Origin of the sequence: Mycobacterium sp. E740, assembly GCF_001672895.1 — a bacterium.
Classification (GTDB): domain Bacteria; phylum Actinomycetota; class Actinomycetes; order Mycobacteriales; family Mycobacteriaceae; genus Mycobacterium.
In genome coordinates this window covers 86,568-103,619 of sequence record NZ_LZKP01000172.1, presented here as the reverse complement: position 1 = coordinate 103,619, position 17,052 = coordinate 86,568, and the positions used below count along the sequence as shown (strand labels likewise).

The window sequence follows — 17,052 nt, the reverse complement described above, 5'->3', positions numbered from 1 at the left end:
TGCGGTCCACCGTGTTTCGGTACACCGGGCCCGTTCCGACCGCTCTCCTTCGTGGAAGCTCGGAACTGAACCCGACCTACAACCCTCGCAGGAACCGCGATCGCAACGTCGTTCCTGCGAGTGCTAGTACACGAACACAGAAGCTGCGACCGCGCTTAGTCAATCACGTTCGTCGCCGCTGCGTACAGTCTCGGCGCTGGTAAGTGGGGAACAATTCACCTAAGCGGTGCACTCAGGAGGGCGATCGATGGTTGATTTCGGCCGCGAGCTGCTGGCTTGCGCGGTCGAAGGCACAGGGCAGGGCGGGCAGAATCCGCTGCGCCACGTCGCGGACCTGCCGCCCCGGCAAGGCCGCCCGCAGCGGTGGCCGCACTGGGCCGACCCAGATGTGGTGCGGGCGTTCGTTGATCGCGGCGTCGAGGCGCCGTGGTCACATCAGCTCGCTGCAGCCGAACTCGCTCGCGACGGCCGCCACGTCGTGCTGTGCACCGGCACCGCTTCGGGCAAGTCGCTGGCCTATCAGCTGCCCATCCTGACGGCCTTGAGGACGGATCCACGAGCCAGGGCGCTGTACCTGTCGCCGACCAAGGCGCTCGGCCACGATCAGCTGCGAACTGCGGTGGCGCTCACCGAGGCTGTGCCGCTGCCCGACGTCGCGCCGTGCGCCTACGACGGAGACAGCCCCAGCGACGTGCGGCGTTTCGCGCGCGAACGGTCGCGGTGGATCTTCTCCAATCCCGACATGATCCACCTCTCGCTGCTGCGCAACCATGCGCGCTGGGCGGTGTTCCTGCGCAACCTGCGCTACGTCGTCGTCGACGAATGCCATTACTACCGCGGTGTTTTTGGGTCGAACGTAGCGATGGTGCTGCGCCGGCTGCTGCGGTTGTGCGCGAGATACTCGGCCACCGGCAGCATGCCCACGGTCATTTTCGCCAGCGCGACGACGGCCGCGCCGGCACAGACCGCCTCCGAGCTCATCGGCCAGACCGTCGTCGAGGTGACTGACGACGGGTCACCCCAAGGTGCGCGCACCGTCGCGCTGTGGGAGCCTCCCCTGCTCGACGACCTGGTAGGCGAAAACGGGGCTCCCGTAAGACGATCGGCGGGTGCGGAAGCCGCAGGAGTGATGGCCGACCTGATCGCCGAGGGCGCCCGGATGCTGACATTCGTGCGTTCGCGCCGCGGGGCCGAACTGACGGCCCTCGGGGCACGGGCCCGGTTGCAAGAGCGGGCGCCCCAGCTCGTCGGCCGGGTCGCGTCCTATCGTGCCGGTTACCTCGCCGAGGATCGACGCGCGCTCGAACGCGCGCTGGCCGACGGGGAACTGCGCGGTCTGGCGACGACGAACGCGCTGGAGCTCGGCGTGGACATCGCGGGCCTGGATGCCGTTGTCTTGGCTGGCTTTCCAGGCACCGTGACGTCTTTCTGGCAGCAGGCCGGCCGGTCGGGCCGCCGCGGCCAGGGTGCGCTGATCGTGTTGATCGCCCGCGACGATCCGTTGGACACCTATCTGGTGCACCACCCGGCCGCACTGCTGGACAAGCCGATCGAACGCGTCGTCATCGATCCGACGAACCCGTATGTGCTTGGGCCGCAAGTTCTTTGCGCAGCCACCGAGCTTCCGCTGACCGATGCCGAGGTGCGGACCTGGAACGCCGAGGCGGTGGCGGACGCTCTCGTCGACGACGGGTTGCTGCGCCGACGGCCGAGCGGATACTTCCCCACACCCGGCATGGATCCCCATCCGGCGGTCGACATTCGAGGCGGACTGGGCGGGCAGATCGCGATCCTCGAGGCCGGCACCGGGCGCATGCTGGGGAGCACCGGTGCGGGGCAAGCACCCGCTTCGGTGTACCCCGGTGCGGTGTATCTGCATCAGGGCGACAGCTACGTGGTCGACTCTCTCGACTTCGAAGACGGCGTGGCATTCGTGCACGCCGCCGAACCCGGCTACACCACGTCAGCCCGGGAAGTGGCCGACATCTCGGTCACCGGCGAGGGCGAACGAAAAGCGTTCGGTCCGGTGACCATTGGGCTCGTACCGGTCTCGGTGACCAACACAGTCACTGGCTATCTTCGCCGCAGCATGACCGGTGAGGTGATCGATTTCGTCGAGCTGGAGATGCCCACCCGCACACTGGACACCACTGCGGTGATGTGCACGATCGACCCAGACATGTTGCAGCGCAACGGCATCGACCTGTTGCGGGTACCCGGCGCCCTGCACGCGGCAGAACATGCGGCCATCGGCCTGTTGCCGTTGGTCGCCAGCTGCGATCGCGGCGACATCGGCGGGGTGTCGACGGCGGTCGGACCGGTGCAGGGCTTGCCCTCGATCTTCGTCTACGACGGCTATCCGGGCGGGGCGGGCTTCGCCGACCGCGGATTCCGCAGGCTCGCCATCTGGTGGGCAGCGACAGCCGATGCAATCGAAGCCTGTGAATGCCCTGCGGGTTGCCCGTCTTGTGTGCAGTCACCCAAGTGTGGCAATGGAAATGACCCGTTGGACAAGGACGGCGCGGTACGGGTGCTGCGCCTGGTCCTGCGCGAGATTGCCGACCATGCGCCGTGACGGCCGTGCAGAAGGGCGACCGACCCCTCGACGGTCGCCCCCACGGTTTCCGCGTTTTGGGCCGTGAGTCGAGCGCCTCGCGCGAATCTTGCGGGGAACGGCCGGACAACGCAATCCGTTCCCTATCCCGGACACCGGGTGCAGACGAAAATTACCTCGTCGTCGGGGTAGTTGCAACTACCCATTTCCGGCACCGACAGTCACGAAAGTCCTGGTACGGCCGATGGGCAACGAAATCCGCACCCGTCCGTCTGCCCGGGCGCCGCGCCCCTCGTCGGTAAGGTGGTGCCATGACCCACGACTGGCTGCTCGTGGAGACGCTGGGCGATGAGCCGTCCGTGGTCGCGCAGGGTCGTCGAACCAGGAACCTGATTCCGATCGGCGCGTTCCTGCGCCGCAATCCACATCTGATGGCCGTGCAGAGTGCCATCGCCGAGACAGTGCGCGCGCAGCAGGGCCTGAGCAGCATCACACCGAAGAACGACCGCGTCATCCGCACCGAGGTCGTGCAGATGACCGACGGCCGTATACACGGTGTGCACATCTGGATCGGGCCGCCCGACATGGAACCACCACCGCGGCCGGTGCCTGGGGCGCTGGTGTGGGACCTCGACGCGGGAACCGCCACCGACACCGAGGAATCGCTACTGAACAGCGGCTGGGATCCCCAGCGGGAGCCTGCGCTGCACCGCACTTTCGCCGACGACTTGCCGATGCGCGAGCTCAACCCGAGCGAGGCCAAGGTGCTGACAATGGCGATCAAACGCGAACCGGGCACCACCTTCTGCAGCACGTGGGACGTCACCGACTATCGCGGCGAGCCGATCACAGTGGGTTTCGTGACGCGCACGGTGGCCGAACCCCAGGACGACGGGCCCGACCGGCTGCTGTGCCGGGCGATGAACTGGCGCAGCGAGCAGGAGCCGACCGTACCGCGGCCGGACCACCTCGCGCAGCGGATCCTCGACGGGCTCGCCCAGCCCGGTGCGCATCGTGCGCTGGTCGACCCCGCGAACTGGACCCTGCTGAAATGGCTCGACGAGCCGGCCCCGTTTTTCGACTGGCGTGTCAGCCTCGCCGGTGACCATGCGGTACATCCCGACGACCGCGCCGAGATGCAGCGGATGGCAACCGAATTCACGAACTGTTTCGTCACCGGTGTACTGCGGATGACAGGTGTCGGGGGCGAGGAGTGGGCGCCGGTGCACGTGACGGTGAACCGGGTCGAACTCGACGACGACGTTTTCGCGGCACTTGCGACGCTGCGCCAACCCAGCGCCGGAGAAATCGCCGCGACAGGTAGGCACCCCGAGCCCTAGCCCGCCGGGTCTCCGGGTCCCGCCCGCGCCTGCGCCCGCGCGGGTCCCAGTCCGAAGCGGCCGATTGTCACCGGGACATCCACGGCGACAACGACATCGAGGTCGGCGACGTCGCAACGCACGATGGCAGTGCGCATCTGGGCGGCTACGACGGCGGCCGCCGCACATGCCGCGTCGGCCCCCGATGCGAGCCGATGGGCTGCGGCGAGTGCGCCGAGGTCTGCGGCGGCCTGGGCACGGTGCCGTGCTGCCACCGCAACGCCGAGACAGCCCACGCCGACGCAGATCATCAGCACCACGGCGACCATCGCCGCCGCGAGGACGCTCGCCGAACCGTCGTCAGCGTGCAGCCGGTTCAGCCGCAGCGACCGCCCTGGCCTCCACGGTGAAGCCGGGCAACATCGCGGACCGCGCGCTGACGCTGGCGACGACGAAGTCACCGTCGCGTCGGATGAGCACCGCGGCGCCATGCGGCGCGAGATCACGCGCCACGCTGGCGCCGTCGTCACCGCGCGCCGCAAGCCGCGCAGCCTCGCGTGCGGCGTCCACACAGCGGATGTGCATCGAGACCGCACTGAGCGCTGCCGCACACATGATGAGCACCGCGACCAGCGCCGCCACCGCGAACGCCGCCTCGACCGTGGCACCACCACGGTCACCGGCTAGATGTTCGTGTTGAGTGCGCGACTGATGATGTTGGTCAACGCGCTGACGATCGAATCGCCGGTGACCACTGTGTAGAGGATCGCGCCGAACGCGGCGGCGGCGATGGTGCCGATCGCGTACTCGACGGTCGACATGCCGTCCTCTTCCACGATCAGCAGCGTCAACCGCGCGTGCAATGTGCGAAATCTGTTGTGCAATCCCATTTTTCCTCCCCACTCGATTCCTTTCACAGGACCCCGGACCGCAGCACGTCACCGGCCAGGCCGGTGATCACGGGCACGATGCCCAGGCATATGAACGCGGGCAGGTAACAAACGCCCAGCGGGCCGGCGATCAAGACCGATGCACGTTCGGCCGCCGCGCGGGCCGCGTCCGCCGCGTCATCGCGCGATCGCTCCGCCAGTTCGATCACTCCCTGCGCCAGCGCCGATCCCGACGCCGCAGACCGCCGTGCCAGCCGCAGCAAGGCGTCGGTATGGCGATCACCGTCGACCGGATTCGCCCACGCCGTAGAGGGGTCGGCGCCCAGCGCGAGCAGATCCGACGCGCGGAACAACACGGTGGCGAGCTGCGACGGCGCCGACCCCGCCGCCGCCGCGGCGGCCGTGGAAACTGCCATCCCGGAACGCAGACATGCTGCCAGCACGTCGAGCGTCGATGCGAACGCCATCGGGTCGTCCGGACGGGTTCCGTCGAGCAACGGCGGCGTGGTGTCGTACACACGGCGGACACGCATCCGCGAATCGATTCCAGTCAGAAGGACCGCTCCAGCGAGAAGCATTGCGGCCAAGCTCATTTGACCACCGCCCCGGTGATCCGGTCCGCCCACGCGACGCCCAGACAGGTCAACGTGACACCACCGGCCAGCAGCCACTGGCCGCCGGAGAACAGGAACCGCAGTGGCTCCGCACCGATCAGTTCACCCAGGCCGACCCCGAGAAGCGGCAGCGCGGCCAGCACCGTACCGGTGGCGCGCGCGCCGGCCATTCCAGCATGCACTTGGGCCGCGAATCGCTGCCGCGCAACGATATCCCGCTGGGCGGTGCGCATCAACGTCGCGACGGCGAGGCCGTGGTACTCAGCCAGCTGCCAGCAGACTGCGAGTCGCTGCCAGTGCGCAGCCAGCACCGAACGCCCCGCCACGTCTCGAAGCCCGGCCGGGACGTCGGCACCCATCCGCGCCCTCGCCGCAACCGATCGCAGCGACGCCGCGACGGCACCGTCGGTCTCTGCCGCGGCCGCATCGAACGCGGCCACCGGATGAGCCCCGATGCGCAGTTCACCGACCAGGACGTCCAGCGCGCCCTCCAGGGCCGCAGCTTCCGCCGTCCGCGCGCGCTGTCCACACCTGCGGCGCCTGCGCAGTTCACCGCTGAGCGCGGCGACCGTCGCGGCAATCACTACTCCCAGCGGTGCGACGAACGTCAGGATGAGCAGGCCGAACACCAGCCACCCGGCGACCGGCACGCGCATGCCTCGGCGTGCGGGTCGGCGGCTCATCCGGGCCCACCGGCGCCCGGGGCCGGGCGAGATCAGCAGAGCCAGCGCCAGTGCGAGCGCAGCGATACTCATCGCGGTGCCCGCTCGCGCAGGAGGGTATCGAATCGCCCACGCGCGCAACCGGATCCTGACCCGAGGCGCCACACCGTCGAGGCTCGTACTCGACCATCGGTCCCGGCAGTCAGCAGCGCGATCTCGCTGAGCCTGCGGATGCCGGCGCGGTCGCGGTCGACATGGATCACGACTTGCACGGCCGCGGCGAGCTGGCTGTGTAGGGCAGCCCGGTCCAGACCGCCCAGCGCGGCCAGCGCCTCCAGCCGGGCGGGCACCTCTCCCGGGCTGTTGGCGTGCACGGTGCCGGCACCGCCGTCGTGACCGGTGTTGAGCGCGGCGAGCAGATCGACCACCTCGGCGCCACGCACCTCGCCGACCACGATGCGGTCCGGACGCATCCGCAGGGCCTGCTTGACCAGATCGCGCACTGTCACTTCACCGGCCCCCTCGACATTGGCACACCGCGCGACGAGCTTCACCAGGTGTGGATGTACCGGAGCGAGTTCCGGGGCGTCCTCGACGCAGACGATCCGTTCACTGGCGCAAACCGCCCCCAGCACAGCGGCCAGCAATGTGGTCTTGCCCGCCCCGGTGCCGCCGGAGATCAGGAATGCCAGACGCGCGCGGACGATGTCGCCGAGGAGGAGCGCGGCCTCGGAGTCGATCGCACCGGACGCGGTCAACGACGTCAAATCCTGTGTGGCAGGACGAAGTACCCGCAGTGACAGGCAGGTGCCCGCCGGGACGATCGGTGGCAGTACGGCGTGCAGGCGGACCGTGAACTGGCCGGCGCCGAGCCCGCTCAGTTGACCGTCGACCCACGGTTGCGCCTCGTCGAGCCGCCGTCCCGCGGCCAGCGCCAACCGCTGCGCGAGCCGGCGCACCGCACCCTCGTCGGGAAAGCGGACCTCGCTGCGGCGCAGACCGTTCCCGTCGTCGACCCACACCTCGTCCGGTGCGGTGACCAGCACGTCGGTAGTGCCGTCGGCGCACAACAACGGGTCGAGCGCGCCGGCGCCGGACAATTCGGTCTGCAGGAGGCGTAATCCGTCGAGCACCTCGCTGTCACCGAGCAACCCGCCCGACTCCGCCCGGATCGCCGCGGCCACGACGGTTGGCCGCAACGGCGACGACTCGACGGCCAACCGTTCGCGGACGCGGTCGATCAACGAGTCGCTCACGCGGCGACCCCCGGATGCTGATGCAGCACGGTGAGCACCTTGCGGGCTGCGCAGGCCAACGGTGACCGCCGGGCGATCTGCAGCCCGCCGCGCTCGAGGTCGGCGGCCACCCGGGGCTGCGGACGCATCGCCGCCAGCAGCGGAAGCCCGACAATGCCCGCCACGTCTTTCGACCGCAGGCCGCCCGGTGAGGGGCCCCGAACCACCACGCCGGAGTTCGGGTTGACCGTCGACACCCAACGCGCGACCACGGCCGCCGCGGCACAGGACCGCACGTCGGCCGGGGTCAGCAGAACGACGAGATCCGCTGACGCCAGTGCAGTTTCGCCAGCCTGGCCTGGCCGTCGCGGCACATCGCACACCACAGTCACCCCACCGCGGCTGCCCGCCTCGATCACCGCCCCCAGCGGTACGGCGTCGACCTCGCCTCCGTCGCGGCTCGCCGACAGCACGCTGACGCCGTGCAGTTGCGGTAGCACGCCGCGTAACGCCGCGAGATTGAGCCGGCCGCCCTGTAGCGCGAGATCGGGCCAGCGCAAGCCGCTTTCGGCCTCGCTGCCGAGCACCAGGTCGATGCCACCGCTCCAGGGGTCGGCGTCGATCAACAGCGCATCGCAAGCGAGGCGGGCCAACGCCGTCGCGAACACCGACGCTCCGGCGCCGCCCCGGCCGGCGATGACGGCCACCACCGCACCGCGTGTGTCGTCGTCCGAACGGTCCGCCGCATCGGCCAACTCGGCCATCAACTCACTGTCCTGTGCGGGCAAGCTCACCAACCGTTGCGCGCCGACCGCGATTGCCGCCTGCCAGTCGGCCGCGCTCGGTTCATCGCGCCCTACCAACACGACCCGAGAGCGACGTGGCAGCGCACGTGCGGCGCACCGCTGGGCCGCCGGCGCGTCGAGTACGACGGCCGCCGCGTCGGCCCACACTTTGCGACTGGACGGGTCCGCGGCATGAACGACCCGCACGCCCGCCGCTGCGCACACGCGGTCGACCTCATCGCGTAGCGCAGGATCGCCGATCAGCGCGAGGTACCCGTTCGAGGAAGCCATGCATCGAGCGTGCGGGGCGCAGTGAGGTCCGCACCACCGCCGATGTCGGATCTGTGGATGAACTCCGCTTTGGGGATGAAGGGAAGCTGTGCGTGAGCTGAAAACGGCGTTCCGCAACCACGCCGAGCGGCTGAGATTGTCCGCAATACGAATTAGCCCAAAAAAGGGACGACCCCCGCCAGGGGGGGAGGAGGCGGAGGTCGTCGTGTATCAGCCCCGGGGGGTCGGGCTGATGCACACCCGACATAAGCCGGGTAATGCTCACTATACACACGCTCGTTGGCTTGGGCGCAAGTGCTGGTTGCTTACGAAAACAGCCTGGTTTGCAAAATTGGCGGGCCGACGACAGGTGTCATAACCTGCCACTTTGTACACTCCACCCCCGTTTGTCACGCGCGGGCCCCTATGCTGACGGGGTGACCGAATCTGCGCCGGCGGCGGGGGGTCCGATCCCTCCGCAAACGCATGGCCCGAGGGACGGCTTCGTGCGCACCGCCGCCTTTTTCGATCTCGACAAAACGGTGATCGCAAAATCCAGCACGCTCGCCTTCAGCAAACCTTTCTTCGAGCAAGGGCTAATGAATCGGCGGGCAGTTCTGAAGTCGACGTACGCCCAATTCCTGTTCCTCATGTCGGGTGCTGATCACGATCAGATGGATCGCATGCGTGCCTATGTCACCAATATGTGCGCCGGATGGGACGTCGAACAGGTCAAGGCGATCGTCGGCGAGACACTGCACGACATCGTGAACCCGTTGGTGTTCGCGGAAGCGGCGGAGTTGATCGCCGACCACAAACTGTGCGGCCGCGATGTGGTCATGGTTTCGGCGTCTGGTGAAGAGATCGTCGCGCCGATCGCGCGGGCATTGGGCGCCACCCACGCGATGGCCACCCGGATGGTCGTCGAAGACGGCAAGTACACCGGAGACATCGCCTTCTACTGCTACGGCGACGGCAAGGTCGCGGCCATCCGAGAACTGGCGGCACGCGAAGGCTATGCGCTCGAGCACTGCTACGCGTACTCGGACTCGATCACCGACCTGCCGATGCTCGAAACCGTCGGCCATCCCAGTGTGGTTAACCCGGATCGCGCGCTGCGCAAAGAGGCAGCCGCCCGGGGTTGGCCGGCCCTGAACTTCTCCAACCCAGTGTCGCTACGAGACCGGATTCCGGCACCGTCAGGCGCCGCCGTGGCAACCACCGCCGCCGTCGGCGTGAGCGCCTTGGCGGCCGGCGCGCTGACCTATTCGCTGTTGCGGCGCTTCGCTTTCTAGCCGACCCTTCGCGCTGCGGCGAGCACGCTCATAACAATCCGGACGACTGCAGATTTGGGCCTTGATGTGACCGCGGTCACGGGGTACAAAGGAACCACGGAAGCTTGGAGAGGCCAAGATCGAGCCGGAAGAGAAGGCTCGAATCTCCCGCTTCAAGCTCCCCAGCACGGAACCCGGCACCCACGCGGAGCACATGCCGCGGAATAGGCAAAAGTGTTGCGGGCCTGCGTATTTGCGAAAAGCGGACGGCCATAGTGGCCCCTTGGGTGGGGCTGCCGCCGAAGCGCATCGACAAGACGCCGAGGCCACCCACGCAACCCGAAAAGCACGCTTGGTAACCGGTGTCCGTGCTAGCGGGCGACGAGCCGAACCGACGTTCGGAACGTCGCCCGCTTCGCGTTGTCGACGGGCGCCGACTCAGGATGCCTGTGCGATCGACAGCGCCTCGCGGGCGCCGGCGTGCAGCGCACGGCAGCTCAACAGAATCCACGCGGTGAGGCCGTCGGCGGTTCCCGAGGAGAAGCCCCGGGCCGCGGCTTGGTAGTCGCCCGACTGGCGCATCCAGTAGACCTCCGGCACACCGAGGCCGTGTGGATCGAGGCCGGTGGTAATCGTCACCAACCGCGACGCCGCCCGAGCCACCACGCCGTCGGCGACGCCGAACGGCGCGAGCGTCAGCAGTTCACCGTGCACGACAGCGGCCAGGACGGGCGCGGGCACCCTGGTTCCTCCGGCGACGATGTCGGCGAGCAGCGTCAGCCGCTCGCCCACGTCGGTATCCGTACGCGGACGGCCCAACCGGTCGTCGTCGGCGATGCCTGCGGCGGCCAAAGCATGCAGGCGGGCGATCGCCTGCAGCGGAGCCCGTTGCCACACCCCGACCAGCGCCGTGGCCCCGCCTTCCACCGCTTCGGAGACCCGAAGCGCACCGGCCAACACCGGATCCGGCGTGCCGTCGGCGGACAGTTGCAGCGCACCGCCGTCGAGCACCGACGACGCCCGCGCGCTGCGCAATGCGGCCTCGGCGGCGCTCTTCGGCCAGCCGCGGAGGTTGGTGCGGTGCCGGTGCGCCCGGCCCAGCGCCTCGCGCGCCTCCTCGGCCGCCTCCGCCACGCCGGGCAGTTCGGCCAACGGCCCCAACGGGTCTCTTGCCAAGCCACCGGTCACGGCAGCACACGCTAATGACATGTCGGTGTGTGCGGTCGACGGGGTGACTACCCTCACAGATATGACCGACGCACCGGCGAACGACACCGAAGCTTTGTCCGTCTATCCCCCGTCGCGCGAGTTCGCGGAGCAGGCCAACGCGACCGAGGAGCTCTACCGGGAGGCCGAGCGGGACCGGCTCGCGTTCTGGGCCGAACAGGCCAACCGGCTGTCCTGGGACACCCCGTTCACCGACGTGCTCGACTGGTCGCAGGCCCCGTTCGCCAAATGGTTCGTCGGCGGCAAGCTCAACGTGGCCTACAACTGCGTGGACCGGCACGTCGACGCGGGCCACGGCGACCGGGTGGCCCTGTACTGGGAGGGCGAACCGGTCGGCGACTCCCACGCGATGACCTACGCCCAACTCAAAGACGAGGTCTGCAAGGCCGCCAACGCGCTGACCGAACTCGGCCTGCGCACGGGTGACCGGGCCGCCATCTACATGCCGATGATCCCCGAGGCCATCATCGCGATGCTGGCGTGCGCACGCCTCGGGGTGCTGCACAGCGTGGTCTTCGCCGGGTTCTCCTCGTCGGCGCTGGCGGCCCGAATCGAGGACGCCGAGGCCAAGTTGGTCATCACCACCGACGGGCAGTACCGCCGCGGCCAAGCGGTGCCGCTGAAAGAGGGCGCCGACGAAGCGGTGAAGGGGCAGACATCTGTCGAGCATGTGTTGGTGGTGGCGCGCACCGGCATCGACGTGCCATGGACCGAGGGCCGTGACTTGTGGTGGCACGAGATCGTCGACGACGCCTCCACCGAGCACACCCCCGAGGCGTTCGACTCCGAACATCCGCTGTTCCTTCTGTACACCTCGGGCACCACCGGCAAGCCCAAGGGCATCGTGCACACCTCCGGCGGCTTCCTCACCCAGTCGTCCTACACCCATTACTACGTGTTCGACGCCAAGCCGGACACCGACGTGTACTGGTGCACCGCCGACATCGGCTGGGTCACCGGGCACAGCTACATCGTGTTCGGCCCGCTGTCCAACGGCTGCACCCAGGTGGTGTACGAGGGCACACCCAACTCACCGAGCGAGCACCGCCACTTCGAGATCATCGAAAAGTACGGTGTGACAATCTATTACACGGCCCCGACGCTGATCCGTACCTTCATGAAGTGGGGCCGCGACATCCCCGACTCGCACGACCTCTCCAGCTTGCGCTTGTTGGGGTCGGTCGGCGAACCGATCAACCCCGAGGCCTGGCGGTGGTACCGCAAGGTGGTCGGCGGTGACCGGACGCCGGTGGTCGACACCTGGTGGCAGACCGAGACCGGCGCCATCATGATCTCTCCGCTGCCCGGTGTCACCGCAGCCAAGCCCGGATCGGCGATGCGGCCGCTGCCCGGCATCTCGGCGAAGATCGTCGACGAGGAAGGCAACGAACTCGTCCCCGGTGCCGACGAGACGGAGCACGTCACCGGCTACCTGGTACTCGACCAGCCGTGGCCGTCGATGCTGCGCGGCATCTGGGGAGACGCCGAGCGGTACAAGGACACCTACTGGTCCCGATACGCCCAGCAGGGCTGGTACTTCGCCGGCGACGGGGCCAGGGTCGACCCCGACGGTGACATCTGGGTGCTCGGCCGCATCGACGACGTGATGAACGTGTCCGGACACCGCATCTCGACCGCAGAGGTCGAGTCGGCGCTGGTCGGGCACTCCTACGTCGCAGAGGCCGCGGTCGTCGGCGCCAGCGACGAGACCACCGGGCAGGGCATCTGCGCGTTCGTCATCCTGGAATCACACGCCGAGCACCGCGACGACGAGGAGATGACCGCCGAACTTCGCGAGCAGGTAGCCAAGGAGATCGGAAAGATCGCGCGGCCCAGGGAGATTCACGTGGTGCCGGAGCTGCCCAAGACCCGCAGCGGCAAGATCATGCGGCGGCTGCTGCGTGACGTCGCCGAGGGTCGTGAACTCGGCGACACGTCAACCCTGTTGGACCCCAGCGTGTTCGAGGCGATCCGGGCCAACAAGTAGCTCAGCCGCCGACGGGCGTGAAGCCCGTTCCGGGTCGGTTCTTGGCCGTGATGTCGGCCAGTTGGGTGTTGAACGACATGGTCACCGCGGGTGTGTGCAGCGGGATGTACTTGATGACGCACGTCGGCAGTGCCTGCGAGAACGCACCGTGGATCATGCCGACGAGGCGGTTGTTGACGGTGACCGGCGCGCCGGAGTCGCCGGGCTGGCCGCACACCTGGTTGACGATCGTGCCCGGCTGCTCGCCGCGGCCCCACGTCACACCGCACGAGTAACCGGTGGTGCGGCCGAGCTTGCAGGCGATGTCGCCGACCACCGGGTCGGGGCCGAGCCCGTCGATCTGAAACCCGTTGACATTGTTGACCGGACGCACCTTCTGCGGGTCGAACTCGATGACGGCATAGTCGAGCGCGTCGTTGCCCGCCACCATCGTGCCGAGCACGCCGGCAGCCTCCGCACCCTCGGCAGCGACCTGTGCGCCGGGGCCTCCGCAGTGCGCCGAGGTGAAGCCGATGAGTTTGCCCCGGTTGTCGTTGCCGATCGTGGTGAGCGTGCACAGCGTCTCGCCGTTGACGACGAGCCCGGAACCGCCGCCCAGCGAAACCCGCTCCTGAGCGGCTGCTACGGCCGGTGTGGAGATCAGGGCGGCGGCGACGGCGATGGTCGCGGCGAGACGGCTCATGCGCAGGCCGCTGGTCAACACGTGAACATTTCCCCTTACCTGCGTCCCGACCGCCCTGCCATGGATCGGGCCAGTCTATCGTCGGCCGGGATCGTTTCAGCGCACGGCACATGGCAACATGAATCGTGACCGAGACGAAATGCGGGAGGAACTGTCGTGAGCGATCGCAGGAATGGCGCGCCGGCCACCGTGACCTCGATACCGTTGGTCGACCCGCACGCACAGAAGGCCGATCCCTCTATCGGTGACCTCGTCAAGGATGCGACGGCGCAGGTCTCCACGCTGGTGCGCGCCGAGGTCGAGTTGGCCAAGGCCGAGATCACCCGCGACGTCAAAAAGGGCCTCACCGGCAGCGTGTTCTTCGTGCTCGCCCTGGTGGTGCTGTTCTACTCGACGTTCTTTTTCTTCTTCTTCCTCGGCGAGCTGCTCGACCTGTGGCTGGTGAAGTGGGCGGCATACCTGATCGTCTTCGGCCTGATGGTCGTCGTCACCGCGGTGCTCGCGCTGCTGGGTTATCTCAAGGTGCGACGCATCCGCGGCCCGCAGAAGACGATCGAATCGGTCAAGGAGATCCCCGAGGCGCTGACGCCCGGCCACGACAAGACGAAGGCGATCGCCACGGGTCCGGCGTCGACGGCCGACCCGTCAGGCTGGTAAGTGCCCGCACCCGCTCCGTCGGTCGTCCGCATCGACGGGCCGTGGCGCCATCTCGAGGTGCACGCCAACGGAATTCGCTTCCACGTGGTCGAAGCGGAGTTAGCCGGGGCTGCGGGCACCGATGTCGCCACGGCTCCGGACTCCGAGCGCCCGCTGGTCATCCTGCTGCACGGATTCGGCTCGTTCTGGTGGTCGTGGCGCCACCAGCTTCGCGGCTTGACCGGCGCGCGCGTGGTCGCGGTGGATCTGCGCGGCTACGGGGCCAGCGACAAACCGCCGCGCGGATACGACGGTTGGACGCTGGCCGGTGACACCGCCGGCCTGGTGCGCGCGCTGGGCCACAAGAGCGCGACGCTGGTCGGGCACGCCGACGGCGGTCTGGTGTGCTGGGCGACCGCGGTGCTGCATCCCCGCGCGGTGCGCGGCATCGCGGTGGTCAGCTCGCCGCACCCGGCGGCGCTTCGCGCATCCGCTGTGCGCCGCCGAGACCAAGGTCGCGCGCTGCTCCCGTCGATGCTGCGCTACCAGGTACCGCTGTGGCCAGAGCGCGCGCTGACCCGGCAGAACGCCGAAGAGCTGGAGCGCCTCGTCATCGGCCGGGCCGGCCCGAAATGGGTTACCTCCGAAGACTTCTCGCAGACCATGGAGCACATGAGACGCGCCATCCAGATCCCCGGAGCCGCACACTCGGCGCTGGAATACCAGCGCTGGGCGGTGCGCAGTCAGCTCCGCGGCGAAGGGCGTCGGTTCATGCGCTCGATGAAACGCCCGATCAACGTGCCGGTGCTGCACTTGCGCGGCGACGCCGACCCGTACGTACTGGCCGATCCGGTGTACCGCACCCAGCGTTACGCGCCGCACGGCCGGTACGTATCCGTCGCCGGCGCTGGGCATTTCGCCCACGAGGAGGCGCCCGGTGTGGTCAACGAGCAGTTGTCACGCTTCTTGAGGCAGGTCTACGGCTAGCCGACGCACTCGCCGGTCGCCACGCGCTCGGTATTGTTCAGCTTGGCGAGTTGGTGCGACACCTCGTTGGCGGTCAACACGAAACCGGTGTCCGCGTCGTCGACCGCTGCGCCGAACACGACCCCGAGCACGCGACCCTGCTGGTCGATCATGGGTCCGCCCGAGTTGCCTTGCCGCACACTGCCTCTGATCGTGTAGACCTCACGCTCGACAGTTGTGGTGCGGTAGATGTCGGGGCCGCTGAGCTCGATGACCTCGCGGACCCGCGCAGGCGTTGCGACGAAGTTGCCGCCGCCCGGGTAGCCCATCACCACGGCGTCGGTGCCGGTGGTGGCCGGGGTGTCGACGAACGACAGCGGGGCCGACGGCAGCTTCGGCACGTCGAGGATCGAGATGTCGGTCTGCGGGTCGTAGGAGACGACGAACGCGTCGTAGGTCTCCCCGTCGGCCTCCACTGTGACGCTCTCCGAACCGGCGACGACGTGGGCGTTCGATATCACGCGATTCGGGGCGGCGACGAAACCGGTGCCTTCGAGCACCTTCTGACAGCCGGGCGCCACTCCCCGGATCTTGACCACACTGGGGCGCGTCGCCGCAACGACCGGGTCGGCGGCGAGCGCGGCGTCGGGTGCGTCGACCGCGACGATCGGGGTCCGTCCGAACGGTTGCAGCACGTCGGGCAGACCTGAGGTGTCCAACAGTGCCGACAGCCGCGTCGGCACCGACCGCAGCCAGTCTGGGGCGACGTCATTGACTTCCTTGAGCACCTTCGAGCCGCGCACCGCAGCGGCGAGGTTGGGCTGGTCCGACGACTGCAGCGGATAAGTCAGCATCCACGCCGCCACCAGCACGGCGACGATCTGGATGGCCACCCCGACCAGCGAATCGATCCCGCGCACCATCCGGTTGCGAATGGCGCTGCGCACCGCACGACCCAACACGACGCCCGCGATCTCGCCGACCACCACGAGCGCCAGGATCAAGAACAACGTCACGAACAGCTTGGTGCGCGGACCCTCGATGTTCTCGACCAGGTGGGGCGCCAGCAGAACGCCCGCGACGGCGCCCAGCACCACGCCGAGGAACGACAGCATCGACCCCAGCGCGCCCGACCGCCAGCCCGAGATGCCGGCGACGAACGCGATACCGAGGACGACGAGGTCCACCCACTGTGACGATGTCATGGTTGTGCATCACCGTAACCGGCGTCGCGGCCGACGAGCGCCATTGCGTCCTCCAGTTCGCGCACGTCGTCGTTGTTCCACGGCTGCGCCCAGCCCGCGACGTCGAGCATGGCCGAGATCACCTGGCCGGTGAAACCCCACACCAGCATCTCGTTGAGCAGGAACGCCGGACCCGCATAGCGGCGGCCATTTGCGCTGCGGTACACCATGATCCGGTTCTCGGGGTTGACGAATGCCCGCAGCGGGACCCGCGCGACGTGAGCGGTCTCGGCGGGGTCGACGACGGTCACCGCTCCCGGGTCGGGCGAATAGGCCAGCACCGGCACCACATGGAATCCCGACGGCGGGATGAACAGCCGCTCCATGGTGGTCAGCGGCTGTAGCCGCGCGACGTCGATGCCGGTCTCCTCGTTGGCCTCGCGCAGAGCGGTCTGCACCGGGCTGCGGTCGCCGATCTCGAACGCCCCACCCGGAAACGCGGCCTGCCCCGCATGGTGCCGCAGCGTCGCCGCGCGAACCGTGACCAGCAGGTCGGCGTCCTCGGGTAACGCGCCGGTCGGGTTGTCGGCGGGACCGGAGAACAACACCAGCACCGCCGCCTCGCGAGCGTCGGCCTGCGCCGCCTTTCCCTCACTGGTGACCATGGCGAGCAGTTCGGGCGGCACCCGACGGCGATACGCCTGCTTGATGTCGCCGGCGTTGTCCAGCAACGGCTTGAGCCAGGGCGGCGCGGCGTCGGGCATCAG

16 protein-coding genes and 1 pseudogene are annotated in these 17,052 nt (G+C 68.5%); 6 read left to right on the top strand and 11 right to left on the bottom strand.

The features are described from left to right. Nucleotides 1–247: 247 nt before the first annotated feature. Together A5663_RS16575 and A5663_RS16570 are read left to right on the top strand one after the other, a co-directional pair. The gene (locus A5663_RS16575; RefSeq protein WP_068151260.1) at nucleotides 248–2,575 is read left to right on the top strand and encodes a DEAD/DEAH box helicase; all 2,328 of its coding nucleotides are present in this window, start codon (nucleotides 248–250) and stop codon (nucleotides 2,573–2,575) included. 290 nt (nucleotides 2,576–2,865) lie between these two features. After that, nucleotides 2,866–3,894, top strand: a complete 1,029-nt coding sequence (locus A5663_RS16570) for a PAS domain-containing protein (protein ID WP_068151255.1) — start codon at nucleotides 2,866–2,868, stop codon at nucleotides 3,892–3,894. Here the strand turns inward: A5663_RS16570 and A5663_RS16565 are convergent. The 7 genes and pseudogenes from A5663_RS16565 to ssd form a co-directional block, all read right to left on the bottom strand. Further along, nucleotides 3,891–4,244, bottom strand: coding sequence for an Rv3654c family TadE-like protein (locus A5663_RS16565; protein WP_369816649.1), 354 nt, complete (start codon nucleotides 4,242–4,244; stop codon nucleotides 3,891–3,893). The genes A5663_RS16570 and A5663_RS16565 overlap by 4 nt on opposite strands. Beyond that, nucleotides 4,234–4,521, bottom strand: a pseudogene (locus A5663_RS16560) (TadE family type IV pilus minor pilin); the annotation flags it as partial. The gene A5663_RS16565 and the pseudogene A5663_RS16560, both read right to left, overlap by 11 nt. 35 nt (nucleotides 4,522–4,556) lie before the next feature. Next, nucleotides 4,557–4,763, bottom strand: coding sequence for a DUF4244 domain-containing protein (locus A5663_RS16555; protein WP_068151248.1), 207 nt, complete (start codon nucleotides 4,761–4,763; stop codon nucleotides 4,557–4,559). Between the two features lie 23 nt (nucleotides 4,764–4,786). Beyond that, a complete protein-coding gene (locus A5663_RS16550; protein ID WP_068151246.1) occupies nucleotides 4,787–5,356 on the bottom strand; it encodes a type II secretion system F family protein in 570 nt (189 codons plus the stop codon). Further along, on the bottom strand, nucleotides 5,353–6,132 hold the full coding sequence (locus A5663_RS16545; RefSeq protein WP_068151243.1) for a type II secretion system F family protein: 780 nt from the start codon (nucleotides 6,130–6,132) through the stop codon (nucleotides 5,353–5,355). Before A5663_RS16545 ends, A5663_RS16550 begins: the two co-directional genes overlap by 4 nt. Beyond that, the gene (locus A5663_RS16540; protein WP_068151239.1) at nucleotides 6,129–7,295 is read right to left on the bottom strand and encodes a TadA family conjugal transfer-associated ATPase; all 1,167 of its coding nucleotides are present in this window, start codon (nucleotides 7,293–7,295) and stop codon (nucleotides 6,129–6,131) included. Before A5663_RS16540 ends, A5663_RS16545 begins: the two co-directional genes overlap by 4 nt. After that, the gene (gene ssd, locus A5663_RS16535; RefSeq protein WP_068151235.1) at nucleotides 7,292–8,350 is read right to left on the bottom strand and encodes a septum site-determining protein Ssd; all 1,059 of its coding nucleotides are present in this window, start codon (nucleotides 8,348–8,350) and stop codon (nucleotides 7,292–7,294) included. The genes A5663_RS16540 and ssd overlap by 4 nt, the downstream gene beginning before the upstream one ends. A 416-nt stretch (nucleotides 8,351–8,766) precedes the next feature. On the opposite strand from ssd, the gene A5663_RS16530 reads away from it, so the two are divergent. Then, complete coding sequence (locus A5663_RS16530; protein ID WP_068151232.1) at nucleotides 8,767–9,624, top strand: HAD-IB family hydrolase; 858 nt, start codon at nucleotides 8,767–8,769, stop codon at nucleotides 9,622–9,624. A 417-nt stretch (nucleotides 9,625–10,041) separates the two neighbouring features. On the opposite strand, the gene A5663_RS16525 is transcribed toward A5663_RS16530, so the two are convergent. Continuing rightward, the gene (locus tag A5663_RS16525; protein WP_068151229.1) at nucleotides 10,042–10,812 is read right to left on the bottom strand and encodes an oxidoreductase; all 771 of its coding nucleotides are present in this window, start codon (nucleotides 10,810–10,812) and stop codon (nucleotides 10,042–10,044) included. A 40-nt stretch (nucleotides 10,813–10,852) separates the two neighbouring features. On the opposite strand from A5663_RS16525, the gene acs reads away from it, so the two are divergent. Next, nucleotides 10,853–12,817: an acetate--CoA ligase gene (gene acs / locus A5663_RS16520; RefSeq protein WP_068151226.1), complete on the top strand. Its 1,965-nt coding sequence runs from the start codon at nucleotides 10,853–10,855 to the stop codon at nucleotides 12,815–12,817. A 1-nt stretch (nucleotide 12,818) separates the two neighbouring features. Here the strand turns inward: acs and A5663_RS16515 are convergent, their stop codons facing one another. Then, nucleotides 12,819–13,499, bottom strand: a complete 681-nt coding sequence (locus A5663_RS16515) for a S1 family peptidase (protein WP_082974194.1) — start codon at nucleotides 13,497–13,499, stop codon at nucleotides 12,819–12,821. Nucleotides 13,500–13,655: 156 nt separating this feature from the next. Between A5663_RS16515 and A5663_RS16510 the strand changes: the two genes are divergently transcribed. Together A5663_RS16510 and A5663_RS16505 are read left to right on the top strand one after the other, a co-directional pair. Further along, the gene (locus A5663_RS16510; RefSeq protein WP_068151221.1) at nucleotides 13,656–14,156 is read left to right on the top strand and encodes a phage holin family protein; all 501 of its coding nucleotides are present in this window, start codon (nucleotides 13,656–13,658) and stop codon (nucleotides 14,154–14,156) included. Beyond that, the gene (locus A5663_RS16505; protein WP_068151215.1) at nucleotides 14,157–15,122 is read left to right on the top strand and encodes an alpha/beta fold hydrolase; all 966 of its coding nucleotides are present in this window, start codon (nucleotides 14,157–14,159) and stop codon (nucleotides 15,120–15,122) included. Here the strand turns inward: A5663_RS16505 and marP are convergent. Both marP and A5663_RS16495 read right to left on the bottom strand, forming a co-directional pair. Further along, nucleotides 15,119–16,306, bottom strand: a complete 1,188-nt coding sequence (gene marP, locus A5663_RS16500; protein WP_068151212.1) for an acid resistance serine protease MarP — start codon at nucleotides 16,304–16,306, stop codon at nucleotides 15,119–15,121. The genes A5663_RS16505 and marP overlap by 4 nt on opposite strands. Further along, complete coding sequence (locus A5663_RS16495) at nucleotides 16,303–17,049, bottom strand: CoA pyrophosphatase (RefSeq protein ID WP_068151348.1); 747 nt, start codon at nucleotides 17,047–17,049, stop codon at nucleotides 16,303–16,305. Before A5663_RS16495 ends, marP begins: the two co-directional genes overlap by 4 nt. Between the last annotated feature and the right edge of the window lie 3 nt (nucleotides 17,050–17,052).